Raw genomic sequence first — 17,681 nt, forward strand, 5'->3', positions numbered from 1 at the left:
AAAAGAAGAGATATCGAGAAAAAATAACCTATTTTTGTAATTAGGCATGATTGAGCGAACGTATCGCCCTAAGTGTTTAACCTTAAATCGTAAAAATAATGAAATGGATAATCACAATTTCAGCGATCCTCCTCTTTGCGTTAGCGGGATGTGGAAAAGATAAACAATCAACAAATGAACTCATCACAGTTGATGTTACAAAGAATTATCCTGAAAAGGAATTGACACTACAGGATTTCATGGATGTGGAATACATCCCGTTGGAAACAAATGATGAGTTTGTTACCCAAGGCAAAGTAATGGCCATTGGTGCAGAAGTTATATTAATAACCAACTGGGCCAACGACGGGAATTTGTTTGTTTTTGACAGAAAAACCGGCAAAGCCTTGAAGAAGATAAACAGGAAAGGGCAAGGTGGCGAGGAATATGTAGGTATTACGGAGGTTGTTCTGGATGAAGCAAACAAGGAAATATTTGTCATAGCCTATACCGGAAGTAAAATCTCAGTATATGATCTAGACGGAAATTTTAAAAGGAGTTTCAAAGCCGTAGGTACGGAATCTCATATAAATACATTTAATTACGACCGGGATAATTTGATCTCTTATGTACCGGATAATAGTCTGGAAAACCCGTCAAACGCCATACCTCCATATTATTTAATCTTTTCCAAGCAGGATGGAAGTATCACCCGGAAAATATCAATTCCTTTTGATGAAGTTAAAAGCCCGGTCGCAAGAGATGGGGAAGCTTGGGCTGTTCCAGTTCCAACCGCTGTGTACCAAATAGTTCCAGATCATACTAATTGGGTACTTATGGAGACATCATCCGATACCATATACCACTATTTGCCGGATGCTAATACGACAATCCCCCTTATCGTAAGAACCCCCTCCATACACTCCATGGATCCTCCTGAAGTATTTCTTATACCAACCGTTTTTACCGACCGTTATTATTTCATGAGCCTGTTGAAAGCGGAATTTAATTTTGAAACAGGGAGAGGGTTTCCAATTTCCGGTTTGATGTACGATAGACTGGAAAATTCTTTATTCATACCTAAAATATACAATGGTGATTATACCAGCAAAAGAGAAGTGGATATGATGTCGAGACCTTTAGATCCGGAATTCGTAATCGGACAGTCATTGCAAGCCCACGAACTTGCCGAGGCTTACGGGAAAGGACGATTGAAAGGCAAACTGAAAGAGATCGCAACTACATTGGATGAAGAGTCTAATCCGGTGATTATGCTGATAAAACATAAGAAAAATAAATACTAGCATGAAAGTAAATTTAATTTCAGTAGTCCTCCTCTTTGCCTTAGCGGGATGTGGAAAAGATAAGCAATCGACAGACGAGCTTGTCACGATCAATGTTAGCAAAGATTACCCAGAAAAGGAGCTAATCCTTCAGGATATTATGGATGTGGAATATATTGCGCTGGAAACGACTGACGAATTTATCACACATGGTAATGTCATGGATGTCGACGAAAAATTTATAATAGTAAAAAACAACACAAACGACGGGAACATATTCATTTTTGACCGGAAAACGGGAAAAGCTATACGGAAAATAAACCGTTTAGGACAAGGTGTCGAGGAATATCCGGGGATTGCAGGAATTACACTAGATGAGGAAAACAATGAGCTATTTGTTACACATACAGGGAAAATATCAGTATATGATTTAGACGGGGACTTTAAAAGAAGCTTTAATTTCCTAGACCCCGAGAGTGACTACCTTAAGGTTTTTAATTATGACAAGGATAATCTGATCACTTATGATAACAAAGGCTATGGAATGGTGGCAGACCAACAGCCTTATCATTTGATTATCTCAAAGTATGACGGAAGTATTATCCAGAAAATTACAATTCCTTCTAAAGAACAGAAAACACTGGTTATATTCGGAGATAATGATCAAAAAGTAATTCCTACTTTTTTTGCTACAACCGCCACTTCCGATAATTGGATACTTATGAATCTCTCATCCGATACCCTATATTCCTATTCGCCAAACGGTCATATTAAGCCTTTTATCGTGAGGACACCCTCTATATATTCCATGGATACAGAAATATTTCTTTTTGTAGAGGAGGTGACAAGCCGTTATTATTTTATGAGAACCGTAGAAAAAAAACTCGATATTAAAACGAGAAAAATACCGGTGAGTAGGTTGGTATACGACAAACAGGAAGATTCTATATTCAAATATCAAATATATAATACTGATTTTTTATATCAAAGACCGATCTATTGGATTTCATCTATTAATCAAGATATCGCGAACTGGTATCCCTTTGATGCGCCTGAACTGATTGAGGCTTATAAAGAAGGGAAGCTCAAAGGCAGGCTAAACGAAATCGCGACGAAATTGAATGAGGATTCCAATCCCGTCATAATGCTGATCAAGTATAAGAAATAAGAACTAAATCATGTCTATATCCTAATGTTTTAATTTATGCTAAGATCGTTTCCACATTATCAGCAATTGGATTCTATGGACTGTGGTCCTAGCTGCCTCCGTATGATCGCCAAGTTCTATGGTCGTGTGTACTCGATCCAGAACTTACGGGAGAAAGCCTTCATCACCCGGGAAGGAGTCTCCATGCTGGGTATCAGCGAGGCGGCGGAAGCGATCGGGTTCCGAACACAGGGCGTGCGGATCACGGTGGAGGAATTGGAAAAGGAATGTCCCCTACCCTGCATACTGCACTGGAACCAATGGCATTTCGTGGTTTGCTACAAGATAAAGAAAGGGAAGTTCTACATAGCGGACCCGGCGGCGGGACTTATCACCTATACGAGGGAGGAGTTCAAGCGGTGCTGGGTCAGCACCAAGGTGGACGGACAGGATACCGGGACGGCGCTCTTGCTGGAACCGGGGCCGGAGTTCTACGGGATGGAGGACGAGGGGAGAGACAGGAAACGTAACCTCGGATTCTTTTTCCGATATATATCGCCCTACAGGCGGGAGATGGCACAGCTCGTGCTGGGCATGGTGACAGCCAGCGTACTGCAACTCATCCTGCCTTTCCTCACGCAGAGCTTGGTAGATACCGGTATACGGGACAACAACCTAGGTTTCATAACCTTGATCCTTATATCGCAATTGGTGATCTTTATCGCCAAGCTATCCGTGGACTTCATACGGAGCTGGATATTGCTGCACGTAAACACGAGGATCAATATCGCCTTGATCTCCGATTTCCTCGCCAAGCTGATGCGCCTGCCCCTGCATTTCTTCGATACCAAGATGGTGGGCGATATCATGCAGCGCATCGGAGACCATGACCGCATCGAGGCTTTCATGACGGGGACATCCATCAATACGCTCTTCTCTTTCGTCAACTTCATCGTGTTCGGGTTCGTACTGGCCTACTATGACTGGACCATACTGGGATTGTTCCTACTAGGAAACGGGTTGTACGTGGCGTGGGTGCTGGGCTTCATGAGATGGAGGAGGGAGCTGGACGTAAAGCGTTTCTCGCAGGCGGCCGGGGAGCAGAGCAACCTATTCCAGCTCATCACCGGAATGCAGGAGATCAAGCTCAATAATTGCGAGACCAAGATGCGATGGAAATGGGAACGGATACAGGTAAAACTTTTCAAGATAGGGATCAAGGGGTTGGCGTTACAACAATATCAGCAACTCGGGGCGGTCTTTTTCAACCAGACCACGAACATACTCATCTCCTTCATCGCGGCACGGGCCGTCGTGCAAGGGGATATGACACTGGGTATGATGATGTCGGTGACCTACATCGTGGGGCAGCTCTCCTCACCTATCGAGCAATTGATCGATTTCTCACGGTCCTTACAGGACGCGAAGATCAGTTTGGAGCGGCTCGGCGAGATACACGGGAAGGAGGACGAGGAACAGGTAGGCGGGATAAGACTGAATGTTCTCCCCGATGACAGGACGCTACGGCTGGAAAATCTCAGCTTCAGCTATGACGGGGCGGACAGGGATTACGTGCTGGAGGATATCAACCTGACGATACCCCATAACAGGGTGACCGCCATCGTAGGGGCCAGCGGGAGCGGGAAGACGACGATCGTGAAACTCCTGCTCGGTTTTTACAACCCCAACAAGGGGGACGTGAGGATCGGCGATACCTCCCTCAGGAACTTGAATCCCCACGTATGGCGCAGCAAGACCGGTTCGGTCATGCAGGATGGTTTTATCTTCTCGGATACGATCGCCAACAACATCGCCCCCGGCGAAGAGGTGGTGGACAAGGAACGCCTGCTGCATGCCGTGACGGTAGCGAATATCCGGGATTTCATCGATTCGCTCCCGCCGGGCTATAATACGAAGATCGGCATGGAGGGCAATGGAGTAAGCCAAGGGCAGAGGCAACGGATCCTGATCGCCCGGGCGGTGTACAAGAATCCCGACTTCATCTTCCTGGACGAGGCCACGAACGCTTTGGACGCAAACAACGAGCGGGAGATCATGGAGCAGTTGCACGCCTTCTATAAAGGACGGACGGTGGTGGTCGTGGCGCATCGGCTAAGCACGGTACGTGACGCGGACAAGATCGTGGTGCTGGACAAGGGACGCATCGTGGAGGAAGGGACGCATCAGGAACTCACGGCCTTGCGGGGGACTTATTATAAGTTGGTGAAGAACCAGTTGGAGCTTGGGAATTGAGAATTGAAAGTTGAAAATTGGTTGGAGAAGAGAAATAAGGACATAGAACTGAGGAGCGAGGAGGTACAGGAGGTGATGGGGCAAGTGCCGGCCTGGATCGTACGGTGGGGGATAAGGCTGTTATTCCTCGTGGTCGTGACGTTGCTGGTGGGGAGCTGTTTCTTTAAGTATCCTGACGTGATCACGGCAGACATGACATTGACGGGGCAACATCCCGCGACGGCGGTAGTGACACGGGCAGCGGGAAAGATACAGGAGCTGCTCGTCAGGGATAATCGTCCGGTAAGGGAGGGGGATTGGCTGGCGGTCATAGAGAATCACGCCGACACGGACGATGCCATCTATCTGGATAAGGTGTTGGAACGATCCGGAAGCGACGTGGATAGCTTGGACAAGGCATTATCAAGGTACAAGGAGCTATCGCTGGGTGATATGCAAGCGGCTTACTCGGGACTACTCTCGGCGCTCCATGCCTGCATCAATTACAGGGAGATCGATTATTATCCACAAAAAATGGCCTCCATCCGCAAACAGATAGCGTTGTATAAGGCTTACTACAACGAGACCGAACGGCAGCGGAAGACCCTCTCGGAGCAATTCGCCTTGACAAGGCGGCAATACGCCCGGGATTCATTATTGTATAGCCGGTCCGTGATTTCCTCCTACGAGCATGAGACCGCACGGGCTTCTTTGCTGCAAAGCCGTTATTCGCTGGAAGGGGCGGCAGCCTCGGCCGAGAATCTCCGGATACAGATCGGGGAGCAAGAGCAATCCTTGCTGGATCTGACGCTGGAGCGGAGCGAGAAAGAATTTACGCTACGGCAGGAATTACAGACCGCCCGGGAACAATTGCTGAATAGCATGAACGAGTGGAGGTTGCGTTATTGCCTCATCGCCCCGGTAGGGGGTGTCGTGACTTTCACCAAGTACTGGAACGAGAACCAGTATATCCCATCCGGAGAGGTGGCTTTCACCGTCGTGCCGCAAGGCGAGAGCCGGCTGGTGGGGAAGGTGCGCATACCGATAGCACGCTCGGGAAAAGTCCGGAGAGGCCAGCGGGCGATCGTCCGTTTCTCCAATTTCCCGGATCAGGAGTTTGGCGTGGTAAACGGCGTGGTATCGAATATCTCATTGGTCCCCACCGACGAGTACTATACGGCGGATATCGATTTTCCAGAGGGTCTGAGAACCAATTACGGTATCGACCTGCCCGTCTCGCCCGAGACGCAAGCCTCCGCGGAGATCGTAACGGAAGAATTACGCCTGATCGAACGATTCTTCCTCCCGATCAAACGGATCGTGAAAGAAGGATTTTAGTGTAATATTATCCTTTCTTTCCTATGCGTTTATCACAGATGTCACGAGTGACAGAGTTCGCCGCAGACTATGTCATTCAACTTCTATTACAAATTCTTACAATTAAGATAGCTCCTTATGAAAAAATTTTATTTTATTACGCTTAGTTTTTGAAAAAACTTATTGTACCTTTGCCCTAATCACTCAATAAAGGTATAACCATGACAACTAAGTTCTTGCTCTCGTCCGATGACAATACTCGCAGTGGCCTTCTGAAAAAGAAGATCATACATTATTATATGGCCAATGGAGACGCTACTATAGCGGAGGTATGTAAAGAAATGAATCTCAGTATCCCCACCGTCACTAAGCTAATTAGCGAATTACAAGAGGACGGTTATATACTCGACTTTGGAAAACAAGAGACTAGCGGAGGGCGTAAACCTAGTATTTACGGGCTCAATCCCGTATCCGGCTATTTTGTGGGCGTAGATATACTGAAAGATCAACTGAATCTAGCCATATTAGATTTTAAAGGAGATAAGATCCGCATTGAGCAGAATATCCCTTATACACTCGAAAACACACCAGCCGCTTTAGACCATCTTTGCGAATGTATCAATGAATTTATAAACTCGTTGCCGATCCCAAGGGAAAAGATATTAAGCATTGGCATTAATATATCCGGACGGGTAAATCCTTTCGCCGGATATAGCTATAGCATTTTTTACTTTGAGGAGAAGCCCTTGTCTCAAATCCTTGAGGAAAAACTACATATAAAGATCTATATAGAGAATGACACCCGTTCCATGGCTTACGGCGAATATCTTCAAGGAGTCGTAAAAGGAGAAAAAAATATCCTATTCATCAATATATCTTGGGGATTAGGTATCGGTATCATCATAGACGGCAAGGTTTATTTCGGGAAATCAGGCTTCTCCGGAGAATTTGGGCACTTCAGCTTCTTCGAGAATGAGATTCTTTGCCATTGCGGTAAAAAAGGATGCCTCGAGACTGGAGCTTCCGGTTCTGCCCTATACCGTACCCTCCTTGAGCGGTATAAAGAGGGTAGCAACACCATATTGGCCAGTAAAATCGATGCCGGGGAATACATCGGGCTCTCTGACTTGATCGACGCTATTCAGAAAGAGGATATGCTATCTATTGAGATACTGGAGGAGATCGGTTTTAATCTAGGTAAAGGAATAGCCGGATTGATGAACATTTTCAATCCGGAACTGGTCGTACTGGGCGGCCCCTTGTCGCAGACGGGAGAATATTTAAGCCTACCTATTAAAAGTGCCGTCAGGAAGTACTCTTTGAACTTGGTAACCCGTGATACTCAGATCAAAGTATCCAAATTAGGTGAAAGAGCGGGTATATTAGGAGCCTGCCTGCTATCTCGATCTAAAATTCTAGGTATGATTTAATATGTATTTCAAAGGAATTAAATAAAAAATAAATAATTATTTCATTTTCTCGATAAAACACTACTATATTATTAAATTATTTTATTTATATTTGCATCATAATTAAAATTAGAGGTTAAAACTCATAAAAATAACGCAGGTATGGATAAAATTAAAGGACTGATCGATGCTCCCTTCACTCCGTTCCATGAGAACGGGGAAGTTAATTACGAGCCAATTGAAGCTTATGCGAAACTTCTTGTGAAAAACGGACTGAAAGGCGTGTTCATCAATGGTTCTTCCGGAGAAGGTTATATGCTGACAGAGGAAGAACGCATGAAATTGGCCGAGAAATGGATGGAAGCAGCTCCGGAAGGCTTTAAGGTAATTGTGCACGTAGGTAGCACATGCGTTAAGTCTAGTCGTAATTTGGCGGAACATGCTCAAAAGATCGGCGCTTGGGGTATTGGCGCTATGGCTACTCCTTTCCCTCGTATCGGTCGAATTGAGGAATTGGTAAAGTACTGCGAGGAGATCGCTTGCGGCGCTCCTGCCTTACCGTTTTACTACTATCATATCCCTGCGTTTAACAACGCTTTCCTCCCTATGCTGGATTTCTTAAAAGCAGTAGACGGGCATATCCCTAATTTCGCCGGTATCAAATATACATACGAGAGCTTATACGAATACAATCAATGTCGTTTATACAAGGATGGTAAATTCGACATGTTGCACGGACAGGATGAAACGATTCTTCCTTGCCTTGCGATGGGTGGAGCGCAAGGAGGTATCGGTGGTACCACAAACTATAACGGAAAAGAATTAACCGGTATCCTAGAGGCTTGGGCAGCCGGTGACTTAGAGACAGCTCGCGAGAGACAAAACTTCTCTCAGGAGGTTATTAACGTTATCTGCAATTACCGTGGTAATATCGTCGGAGGAAAACGCATCATGAAATTGATCGGATTAGATCTCGGCAAGAACCGTACCCCGTTCCGGAATATGACGGACGAAGAAGAGGCCGCGATGAAAGCGGAATTAGAGGCTATCAATTTCTTTGAAAGATGTAATAAATTCTAAGGTATGGCAGCGTTTGACAATTTATCTAATCCATCGGAATATCTAGCTTATTGGGGCAAGACCTATCGGAATGAGCTTCTTTCCAATATTCTTCCTTTTTGGATGAAATACGGACTGGACAAAGAGAACGGCGGTTACTTTACTTGCGTAGACCGGGATGGTACTCTGATGGACTCCACTAAATCCGTTTGGTTCCAAGGACGATTCGCCTTTATCTTGGCATATGCCTATAATCACATTGAGAAGAACGAAGAATGGCTGAGAGCCTGTAAAAACGGTATCGATTTCATCGAGAAACATTGTTTTGATACGGACGGACGTATGTTCTTCGAGGTGACAGCGACAGGCATCCCTGTACGTAAACGCCGTTACGTATTCTCCGAGACTTTCGCGGCGATCGCTATGGCCCACTATGCATTGGCATCAGGTGACAAAGGCTATGCCGAGAAGGCCGTGAACTTATTCAAGCAAGTATTGCACTATAAGAATACCCCGGGATTATTGGAGCCTAAATTTCGTGAAGGTCTCGTGGCGAAAGGCCATTCTTTCTGCATGATACTGATCGATACGGCGGCACGCATCCGTGAGGCCATAAACGATCCCATACTTACACAACAAATCGATGATTCCATAGCCGAGTTACGCCGTGATTTCATGCATCCCGAATTCAAGGCTATCTTGGAGACAGTAGGACCCAACGGTGAGTTTATCGACTCTATCGCCGGGCGTACCATCAATCCCGGCCACTCCATCGAGACCGCATGGTTTATCTTGGAAGAGGCCAAATACCGAGGATGGGACCCCCAACTGAAAGAGATGGGTTTACAAATCCTCAACTGGTCTTGGGACTGGGGCTGGGATAAGACGTACGGCGGAATCAACTATTTCAAGGATTGCAAAAACTTCCCTCCCCAAGAGTATTGGCACGACATGAAGTTTTGGTGGCCACAATGCGAGGCGGTTATCGCTACGCTTTACGCCTACCAAGCGACTGGCGACGCCAAATATCTCGAAATGCACAAACTAATAAACGATTACACATTTAATCATCTCCCCGACAAAGAATATGGGGAATGGTATGGCTACCTACACTTCGATGGTAGTGTCTCTCAATCTGCCAAAGGCAATCTATTCAAAGGTCCGTTCCACATTCCTAGAATGCTTCTCAAATGTAGTTTACTCTGCGACGAAATTCTTTCTAAATAACTTTATCTAAAATACTGAAAATTGGTCAATTGACATCAGGGGTCACAACCGTGGCTCCTGATGTTTCTAAGGCTTTGTTTTCCTTTTTATTTTCCTCAATCAAATGAAAAATAAGAAATTATATCCTTGGATCGTAGTCGGTTTACTATGGGTTGTCGCCTTACTGAACTATATGGATCGCCAGATGCTATCAACCATGAAATCAGCTATGATGGTGGATATCGTGGAACTAGAGTCTGCGGCGAACTTCGGACGTTTGATGGCGGTCTTCCTCTGGATCTACGGATTCATGAGCCCTGTAGCCGGTATGGTGGCAGACAGGGTAAACAGGAAGTGGCTAATCGTGGGTAGCTTATTTGTCTGGTCCTTCGTGACTTTGATGATGGGGTATTGCACGGATTTCAATCAGATCTATTACCTACGTGCCTTGATGGGGGTTAGTGAGGCCCTGTATATTCCTGCCGGATTATCGCTTATCACAGATTATCACCAAGAGAAAACACGGTCATTAGCCGTAGGTATCCATATGACAGGTCTATACGTAGGCCAAGCCTTGGGAGGATTCGGAGCTACGGTGGCCAGCGCTTATACGTGGGAAACGACTTTCCATTGGTTTGGTATCATCGGCATCGCTTATAGCGTGGTCTTGATCATCTTCTTACACGATAAGAAAGATCATGTGGAACAAGCCGTAAAACTGGAAAATTATCCGAAAGAGAATCCGATTTCCGGTGCGTTTAAAGGATTAGGGATGTTATTCACGAACATCGCTTTTTGGATCATTCTTCTTTATTTCGCCACGCCGAGCTTACCGGGTTGGGCGACAAAGAACTGGCTCCCTACCCTATTCGCTGAAAATCTCTCGTTGGATATGTCCGAGGCCGGTCCGTTATCTACATTCACGATCGCTATCTCTTCCTTTATAGGGGTAATCGCCGGAGGTATTTTATCCGATAAATGGATCCAGCGGAATGTCCGGGGACGTGTATACACAGGCGCCATTGGTTTGGCATTAACGATACCCTCTCTCCTATTACTAGGATTTGGGCACAACTTCCCGATGATTATCGGCGGTGGTCTTTGCTTCGGTATCGGTTATGGTATATTCGACGCCAATAATATGCCTATCCTTTGCCAATTCATCTCCCCCCGTTATCGGGCTACAGCCTATGGAATTATGAATATGACCGGTGTATTCGCCGGAGCCGCCATCACGGATATACTAGGAAAATCTACCGATGCTGGTAACCTTGGCCATGACTTCGCCATGCTAGCCGGATTGGTACTCATCGCACTTTTAATCCAAGTGATCTTCTTACGTCCGAAAGTCGCTAATATGACCGACGAATGCTAATTAATCTCATCCAATAAACTAAATAAACAACAAAAAAGTAATTCATTATGAAGAAGAATCTACTGCTCTTAATGCTTGCGCTCCTACTTCCGGCATTTATGTACGGACAAGAGCAGACAGTCTCCGGAACAGTGCTGGATACCTATAAAATGGGTGTCCCCGGTGCGTCTATCGTTGAAAAAGGCACGACAAATGGAACGATTACCGATTTCGACGGTAATTACACTCTCACCGTATCCAACAAAAACGCCACATTAGTATTTTCTTTCATTGGGTACAAGACACAAGAAATTCCAGTAGCCGGGAAAGCCAAAGTAGACGTGATCCTACAAGAAAACGCCGAACAGCTAGACGAAGTAGTGGTAACCGGTTACGGTGGCTCACAAAAGAGAGCGACCTTGACAACCTCTATCTCTAAATTGGATAACGCCGTACTGGAAAATGCAGCTATGGCCAATGCCGGACAATCTTTACAAGGTACGGTTTCCGGTTTACGCGTAGTAAACATAAGTGGCCAGCCGGGTAAAGACCCCAATATCGTACTTCGTGGTGGAGCTACCATGACCGGAAAAGACAATGGAGCTTTGGTAGTGGTAGACGGTATCGTTCGTAACTCTTTGGCAGATATCAACCCTTCAGATATCGAGTCCATCCAAGTATTAAAAGATGCTGCCTCAACGGCCATTTATGGAGCACGTGCGAATGGCGGTGTAATCCTTGTCACGACCAAACGGGGAAAAGAAGGCGTAGCTTCCGTTTCCTATAAATTTAAAGGAGGAGCAAACTTCGCCCGTACAGGATATGATTACTTGAACGCAGAGGACTATATCTATTATAATCGCTTAGGATACAAGCGAACCGGACGTTCGGGTATCGATAACCAAATGGGCTATGGAGTTGGTAACGATTTATTCGACATTCGCTATCTAGATGACACGACGAAAGGTCTGTTAAACGAAGGTTGGCAACAAATGACAGATCCCAATGATCCTACAAAGCAACTTTTATTTAAGGATTATTCAGGCCAATTGAAAGATGCAGCTTTCAAAGACCCCTCATTCACGCAAGATCATTATTTGAACATTACAGGCGGTAACGATAAGGGTACTTTCGCTGCTAGTTTAGGTTATTACAAAGAAGATGGTTTGATCAAAGGTACTAGTTACGAACGCTTCTCCGGAACGTTAAACGGTTCCTATAAAATATTCCCGATCTTAACTGTAAACGGCGGGGCGACTTACACTTGGTCTCGTACGCCGGGATTATGGATCGGTCAATACGAGTTCTTCTATCGTACGATGAGCCAACGCCCAACTTGGAACCCCTATATGGAAGATGGATCTCCCGCTTCCGGTTTCGGTACCGGTGATGGTAATCCTCTTTACTACAAGGACAAGCTAACGAATACAAATGGAATCCGTCGTTCAACATACAACATAGGTTTCGATTTGCAAATCATTCCCGAGAAATTAGTATTAAAGGCTAATAGCGCTTTGTATCACGTAGATAATCAAACGGATAAATTTGATAAAGCCTATCAACAACAGAACTCTAGCACACCGAACCTAACGCGCCAGGCTGAAGCGAAATATGTAAAGGAAAATCAACAGCAACATAGTGTGACCTTGACATATTCTGATAGTTTCAAGGACAAGCACAATTTGGAAGCCATGGTCGGCGGTGAGTATTTCAATTGGCATCAATATACGTTAAACGCCAAGACTCAAAATTCACCTTCGGATGATATCCCAACCTTGAACGCAGGAAGTAACCGTACGTATTCATACAGTTACAAACAAGGCTATCGTATCCTTTCCGGCTTCGCTCGTGTAAACTATAACTACAACCTCAAATATCTGTTGTCTGTTGTAGCTCGTTATGATGGTATCTCCAAACTGAGCGACCACCGTTGGGGTTTCTTCCCGGGTGTCTCCGCAGGTTGGAACATCATGGAGGAAGATTTCTTCAAGGACTCCAAATTAGCGGATATTATCTCGAACCTGAAACCACGTGTCAGCTATGGTGTAAACGGTAATGTAAACGGATTAGGCTATTATGACGTATACGGTAGTTACGGACAGAAGGACAAAGACGGAAACATCATAACAAACTACAACAATTCCGTTGGTTTTTACAATGACCAATTGGTTAATAGCGGTTTACGTTGGGAGCAAAGTAAGTCTTTCGAAGTAGGTCTGGATATAGGTTTCTTCAATAACCGCTTAAGCTTTATCTTAGACTATTATAACCGTACGACTTCCGATTTGTTGACTGATCTGGATTTGCCTAATTACACGGGATTCAAAAGTATCAAAACCAACTTAGGAACACTGCGTAACCAAGGTTTTGAGATGGAGGTAAAAGCTAACATCTTAAATAATGTAGGAGGTTTCAGTTGGGACGTAACAGCTAACTTATCTACGGTAGCCAACAAGATCATCAAGCTTCCGGCAAACGGAAACGAGAACAACCGCCAAGGTGGATACCAAGTATGGGATCCGAAAAAAGGCGAAGTCGTTTGGGTTGGCGGAAAACAAGAAGGAGGAAAGCTGGGTGACTTGTTCGCATTCAAGCAAGATCACATTTTCAAAGATTGGGATGACGTAAAAGCAAACGCAAATAATCGTTATGACGCCATTGGTGAATTATATGGTCCAGCGGCATGGGAAGCCCTGAAAGACAAAACCGGAAAACAACAAATCGAGCCGGGTGACGTATGTTGGGCCGATTTGAATGGTGACGGTGTCATCAACAATCTAGACCGTGTGAAGGTAGGCAATATCTTCCCGAACGTAACAGGAGGTTTCTCTACCACCGTTTCTTACAAGGATTTCTCTTTATACGCCCGTTTCGACTACGCATTAGGCCATACATTGTATAACGACTTGGCCGCACGCTCTATCGGACAATACCAAGGTTCATTTAACATCATCGACATGGTTAAACAAAGCTGGTCTGAAGAGAACACGAATACGGATATCCCGAAATTCTACTATGCGGATCAATTGAGCAAAAAGAATATCACCCGCTCCAACAACGGACTTACGGCTGTAGATAACAACAGCTCACGATTCTATGAAAAGGGTGATTACTTGGCACTTCGCGAGATCACATTGACATGGAACTTACCGAAAAGATGGATCAATAAAGCGTTTATGTCAAACGCCTCTGTTTATGTCACCGGACAAAATCTGTGCTACTTTACCGGTTATTCCGGAGTATCACCAGAACCAGCCGTAGATACCTATTATGGTCAAGGCATCGACAATGGTAGATATCCGACTCCTAAGACTGTCCTTATGGGTGTATCTGTAACTTTCTAATTAACGCATAAAAATTAAACATCATATGAAAAAGATATTTATAACCTTTATGGTGGCTGTGTCCTTGTTGACATTCAATCGATGCACCTCGTTGGACATGGAGCCAGTCAGCAGTATTTCCGATGCTAACTATTGGAAATCATCGGACCAATTCAAGGCATTCAATACAGGTCTGCATTCCTTGCTTCGCTTACGTAGCTATAATATATTCGTACTGGGTGAACCACGTGCCGATATTTATGGCGACCAGCCTTTCGGAGGTGAAGCCACTCAAGGCGTAGAACGATATCCGTATAATACGATCAACGCTGAATTTACGGGCATCAGCAATTTTGGAGATTTCTATGAGACAATCAACCAATTAAACCTCATGATCCGTAAGACCAACGAGACTACCTTATTAGATGAAAATGAGAAGAACTACTTCTTAGGTGAAGCATATGGTATGCGTGCGTATATTTATTTCCATCTATTACGTTCATGGGGAGATGTAATTTTGGTAACCGAACCTACTCTAGGTAACGAACTGGATATCTCTCATTTGGAAAAAGCGGCGTCTCCAGCAAGTGAGGTCATGGACCAGATCAAGAAAGACATTGACGCTTCCGTCAATGCTTTCGGTAGTGATTATTCTTACAAATATGGAAAAGGCTACTGGTCTAAATCAGCCACATTGATACTAAAAGGTGAAGTTTATTTATGGAGTGGTCGCCAAATGGGTGGAGGTACAGGAGATTATTCTACCGCCAAGGCTGCTTTGCAAGATCTTCAACAAAACGGCAACCTAAAGCTACAGGATAAGTTTACTGATGTATTCGCCTATGGGAATAAGGAGAATAGCGAGATCATCTTCGCTTTCAAGAGTATCAAAGATGAATTCACCATGTGGAAAGATTATAATTGGCGAAACAACATGGTTCCGCAACGTGAATACATGGCAAACTATTGCGATGAATCAGGAACCCCATTCATGGAAATTCCGGGTTATAATTTCCACGGTTTAATGCGTTACCAAGTTAAGAAAGATCATTACTGGAAAACTTTCCGCGAAAATGATTCCCGTCTGACAGGAACCTTGAAAGCTGTTTATCAAAAACAGGAAGACGGAAGCATAAAGTACATCGCTCCATTCGCATACAAATTCCAAGGAACAACATTGGAGGGTAGCAACGAACGTAACTGGCTGGATGATTATCCTATTTACCGTTATGCCGATGCCCTGTTACTACTAGCCGAGGCTAAAGCTCTCTTAGGAGAAGATCCTTCCACGGAGATCAATGCCGTACGCGAGCGTGCTTACGGTTCTGAATATTTCAACGCACATAAAAACGAGGTCGCTTATCCGAATGACAAGGGAAGTTTCTATAACGATAACCCATTTGAGGGGGGCGATGAGAACGTGATGGAAGCTATATTGAAAGAACGGCTGCGCGAGTTCTTCTTCGAGGGCAAGCGTTGGTATGACTTGAGACGTTTCGGTAATCAATATGTCTTGAAATACACGACCGCACAAGAGTCTCGTCTTTTGTGGCCGATCAACGAGGATGCATTGACAAACAATCCCGCATTGAAACAGACTCCCGGATACTAATCGTACATAGGTTTAAGGCGATTGGATATAACTAGGTTTTTGGCACGAATTCCAAAGGGGCTTTGTTCATATGAATGAATATCGCTACCTTTGGAATTCACATATCTATTAATTTCAACCTACAAACAAAAAACATCATGAAAAAAACTTTCCTGTATTTCTGCCTTCTTTTCATCGTACAAACGGCTTTTGCGGCAGACAGTCTTTATGTGCGAGAGCAACAAATCCCCATCTTGATAGACCGGATCGACAATGTACTTTACGAGATGCGGATACCGGCCCAAAAAGGGGATGTATTAAACGAGATCACGATACAGATCGGAGACAATGTCAATCTGTCGGACATCCAAGCGATACGTCTATTTTATAGCGGAGTGGAAGCTCCATCCCGCAAAGGGGAACATTTCAGTCCCGTTACGTACATATCCAGCCATATACCGGGAAATACCCGTAAGGCTCTTGAATCTTATTCCGTACGGCAAGATGAGGTTACCGCCCCCTTGTCGCGCACGGTAAAACTAACCTCTAAACAACCGATGCTTAAAGGCATCAATTATTTCTGGGTAAGTATCCAGATGAAGCCAGAGACTTCCTTATTGGCAAAAGTAGCGACTACGATACCTAACGCCCAGATCAACAACAAACCGATCGACATCACTTGGAAAGGAAAGGTGGACGAACGCCATGTAGGTATCGGCGTACGCCAAGCCGGGGATGACGGATCGGCGGCCTTCCGCATCCCGGGATTAGTGACGACGAATAACGGAACATTACTCGGAGTCTACGATATTCGCTATAATAGCAGCGTGGACCTGCAAGAGAAAATCGATATCGGAGTAAGCCGCAGTACCGATAAGGGACAAACTTGGGAACCGATGCGAGTAGCCATGACTTTCAAACAAACGGATGGCCTGCCCCACGGACAAAACGGCGTGGGAGACCCATCGATCTTGGTAGACGAAAAGACCAATACGATCTGGGTAGTAGCCGCATGGACGCATGGTATGGGTAACGAACGGGCTTGGTGGAACTCCATGCCGGGAATGACACCGGACGAGACCGCCCAACTTATGCTCGTGAAAAGTGAGGACGATGGTAAGACGTGGAGCGAACCGATCAACATCACGTCTCAAGTAAAAGACCCGTCTTGGTATTTCCTATTGCAAGGCCCGGGACGAGGCATCACGATGCAAGACGGTACTTTGGTCTTCCCCATCCAGTTTATCGACGCTACCCGTGTGCCCAACGCCGGCATTATGTATAGCAAAGACCGCGGGAAAACATGGCACCTGCATAACTTAGCCCGCACGAATACCACGGAGGCGCAAGTTGCCGAGGTAGAGCCGGGCGTATTGATGCTAAATATGCGCGATAACCGGGGCGGTAGCCGTGCCGTAGCCACGACAAAAGATTTAGGCAAGACATGGACAGAGCATCCTTCCAGCCGCAGTGCCTTGCAGGAACCCGTTTGTATGGCCAGCTTGATCAAGGTAAACGCCAAAGACAACATCACCGGCAAAGACCTTTTACTCTTCTCCAACCCGAATACGACAAAAGGGCGTAATCATATCACGATCAAGGCGAGTCTGGACGGCGGACTTACTTGGCCTACGGAACATCAAGTCTTATTAGACGAGGCCGAGGGCTGGGGATATTCCTGTCTCTCCATGATCGATAAGGAAACGGTTGGAATCTTCTACGAGTCAAGCGTGGCGCATATGACCTTCCAAGCCATTAAGCTAACAGATCTTATTCCTTAG

Annotated in this window: 11 protein-coding genes; all 11 read left to right on the forward strand. The window is 45.3% G+C overall.

Annotation, left to right across the window (positions count from 1 at the left end; genetic code table 11):
* The first annotated feature begins 98 nt into the window (after positions 1-98).
* The 11 genes from DWX84_RS04305 (at position 99) to DWX84_RS04355 (ending at position 17,681) form a co-directional block, all read left to right on the forward strand.
* The gene (locus tag DWX84_RS04305) at positions 99-1,283 is read left to right on the forward strand and encodes a 6-bladed beta-propeller (RefSeq protein ID WP_005863852.1); all 1,185 of its coding nucleotides are present in this window, start codon (positions 99-101) and stop codon (positions 1,281-1,283) included.
* Position 1,284: 1 nt separating this feature from the next.
* Positions 1,285-2,430, forward strand: coding sequence for a 6-bladed beta-propeller (locus DWX84_RS04310; protein ID WP_005863850.1), 1,146 nt, complete (start codon positions 1,285-1,287; stop codon positions 2,428-2,430).
* A gap of 36 nt (positions 2,431-2,466) precedes the next feature.
* The gene (locus DWX84_RS04315) at positions 2,467-4,662 is read left to right on the forward strand and encodes a peptidase domain-containing ABC transporter (protein WP_005863848.1); all 2,196 of its coding nucleotides are present in this window, start codon (positions 2,467-2,469) and stop codon (positions 4,660-4,662) included.
* Positions 4,663-4,683: 21 nt separating this feature from the next.
* Positions 4,684-5,979: an HlyD family secretion protein gene (locus DWX84_RS04320; protein WP_005863846.1), complete on the forward strand. Its 1,296-nt coding sequence runs from the start codon at positions 4,684-4,686 to the stop codon at positions 5,977-5,979.
* A gap of 200 nt (positions 5,980-6,179) precedes the next feature.
* Positions 6,180-7,388 carry an ROK family transcriptional regulator gene (locus DWX84_RS04325; protein WP_005863842.1) on the forward strand — a complete coding sequence of 403 codons (1,209 nt, stop codon included), beginning with the start codon at positions 6,180-6,182 and terminating at the stop codon, positions 7,386-7,388.
* A 141-nt stretch (positions 7,389-7,529) separates the two neighbouring features.
* Complete coding sequence (locus DWX84_RS04330; protein ID WP_005863840.1) at positions 7,530-8,447, forward strand: dihydrodipicolinate synthase family protein; 918 nt, start codon at positions 7,530-7,532, stop codon at positions 8,445-8,447.
* A 3-nt stretch (positions 8,448-8,450) separates the two neighbouring features.
* Positions 8,451-9,653, forward strand: coding sequence for an AGE family epimerase/isomerase (locus tag DWX84_RS04335; protein ID WP_005863839.1), 1,203 nt, complete (start codon positions 8,451-8,453; stop codon positions 9,651-9,653).
* Between the two features lie 103 nt (positions 9,654-9,756).
* Positions 9,757-11,007, forward strand: coding sequence for an MFS transporter (locus tag DWX84_RS04340; protein WP_005860494.1), 1,251 nt, complete (start codon positions 9,757-9,759; stop codon positions 11,005-11,007).
* 47 nt (positions 11,008-11,054) lie between these two features.
* Positions 11,055-14,330: a TonB-dependent receptor gene (locus tag DWX84_RS04345; protein ID WP_005863838.1), complete on the forward strand. Its 3,276-nt coding sequence runs from the start codon at positions 11,055-11,057 to the stop codon at positions 14,328-14,330.
* Positions 14,331-14,355: 25 nt separating this feature from the next.
* On the forward strand, positions 14,356-15,921 hold the full coding sequence (gene nanU / locus DWX84_RS04350) for a SusD family outer membrane lipoprotein NanU (protein ID WP_005863837.1): 1,566 nt from the start codon (positions 14,356-14,358) through the stop codon (positions 15,919-15,921).
* Positions 15,922-16,058: 137 nt separating this feature from the next.
* The gene (locus DWX84_RS04355; protein WP_005863836.1) at positions 16,059-17,681 is read left to right on the forward strand and encodes a sialidase family protein; all 1,623 of its coding nucleotides are present in this window, start codon (positions 16,059-16,061) and stop codon (positions 17,679-17,681) included.

This window comes from Parabacteroides sp. AF21-43 (genome assembly GCF_003635435.1).
In the GTDB taxonomy this organism is placed as follows: domain Bacteria; phylum Bacteroidota; class Bacteroidia; order Bacteroidales; family Tannerellaceae; genus Parabacteroides; species Parabacteroides distasonis.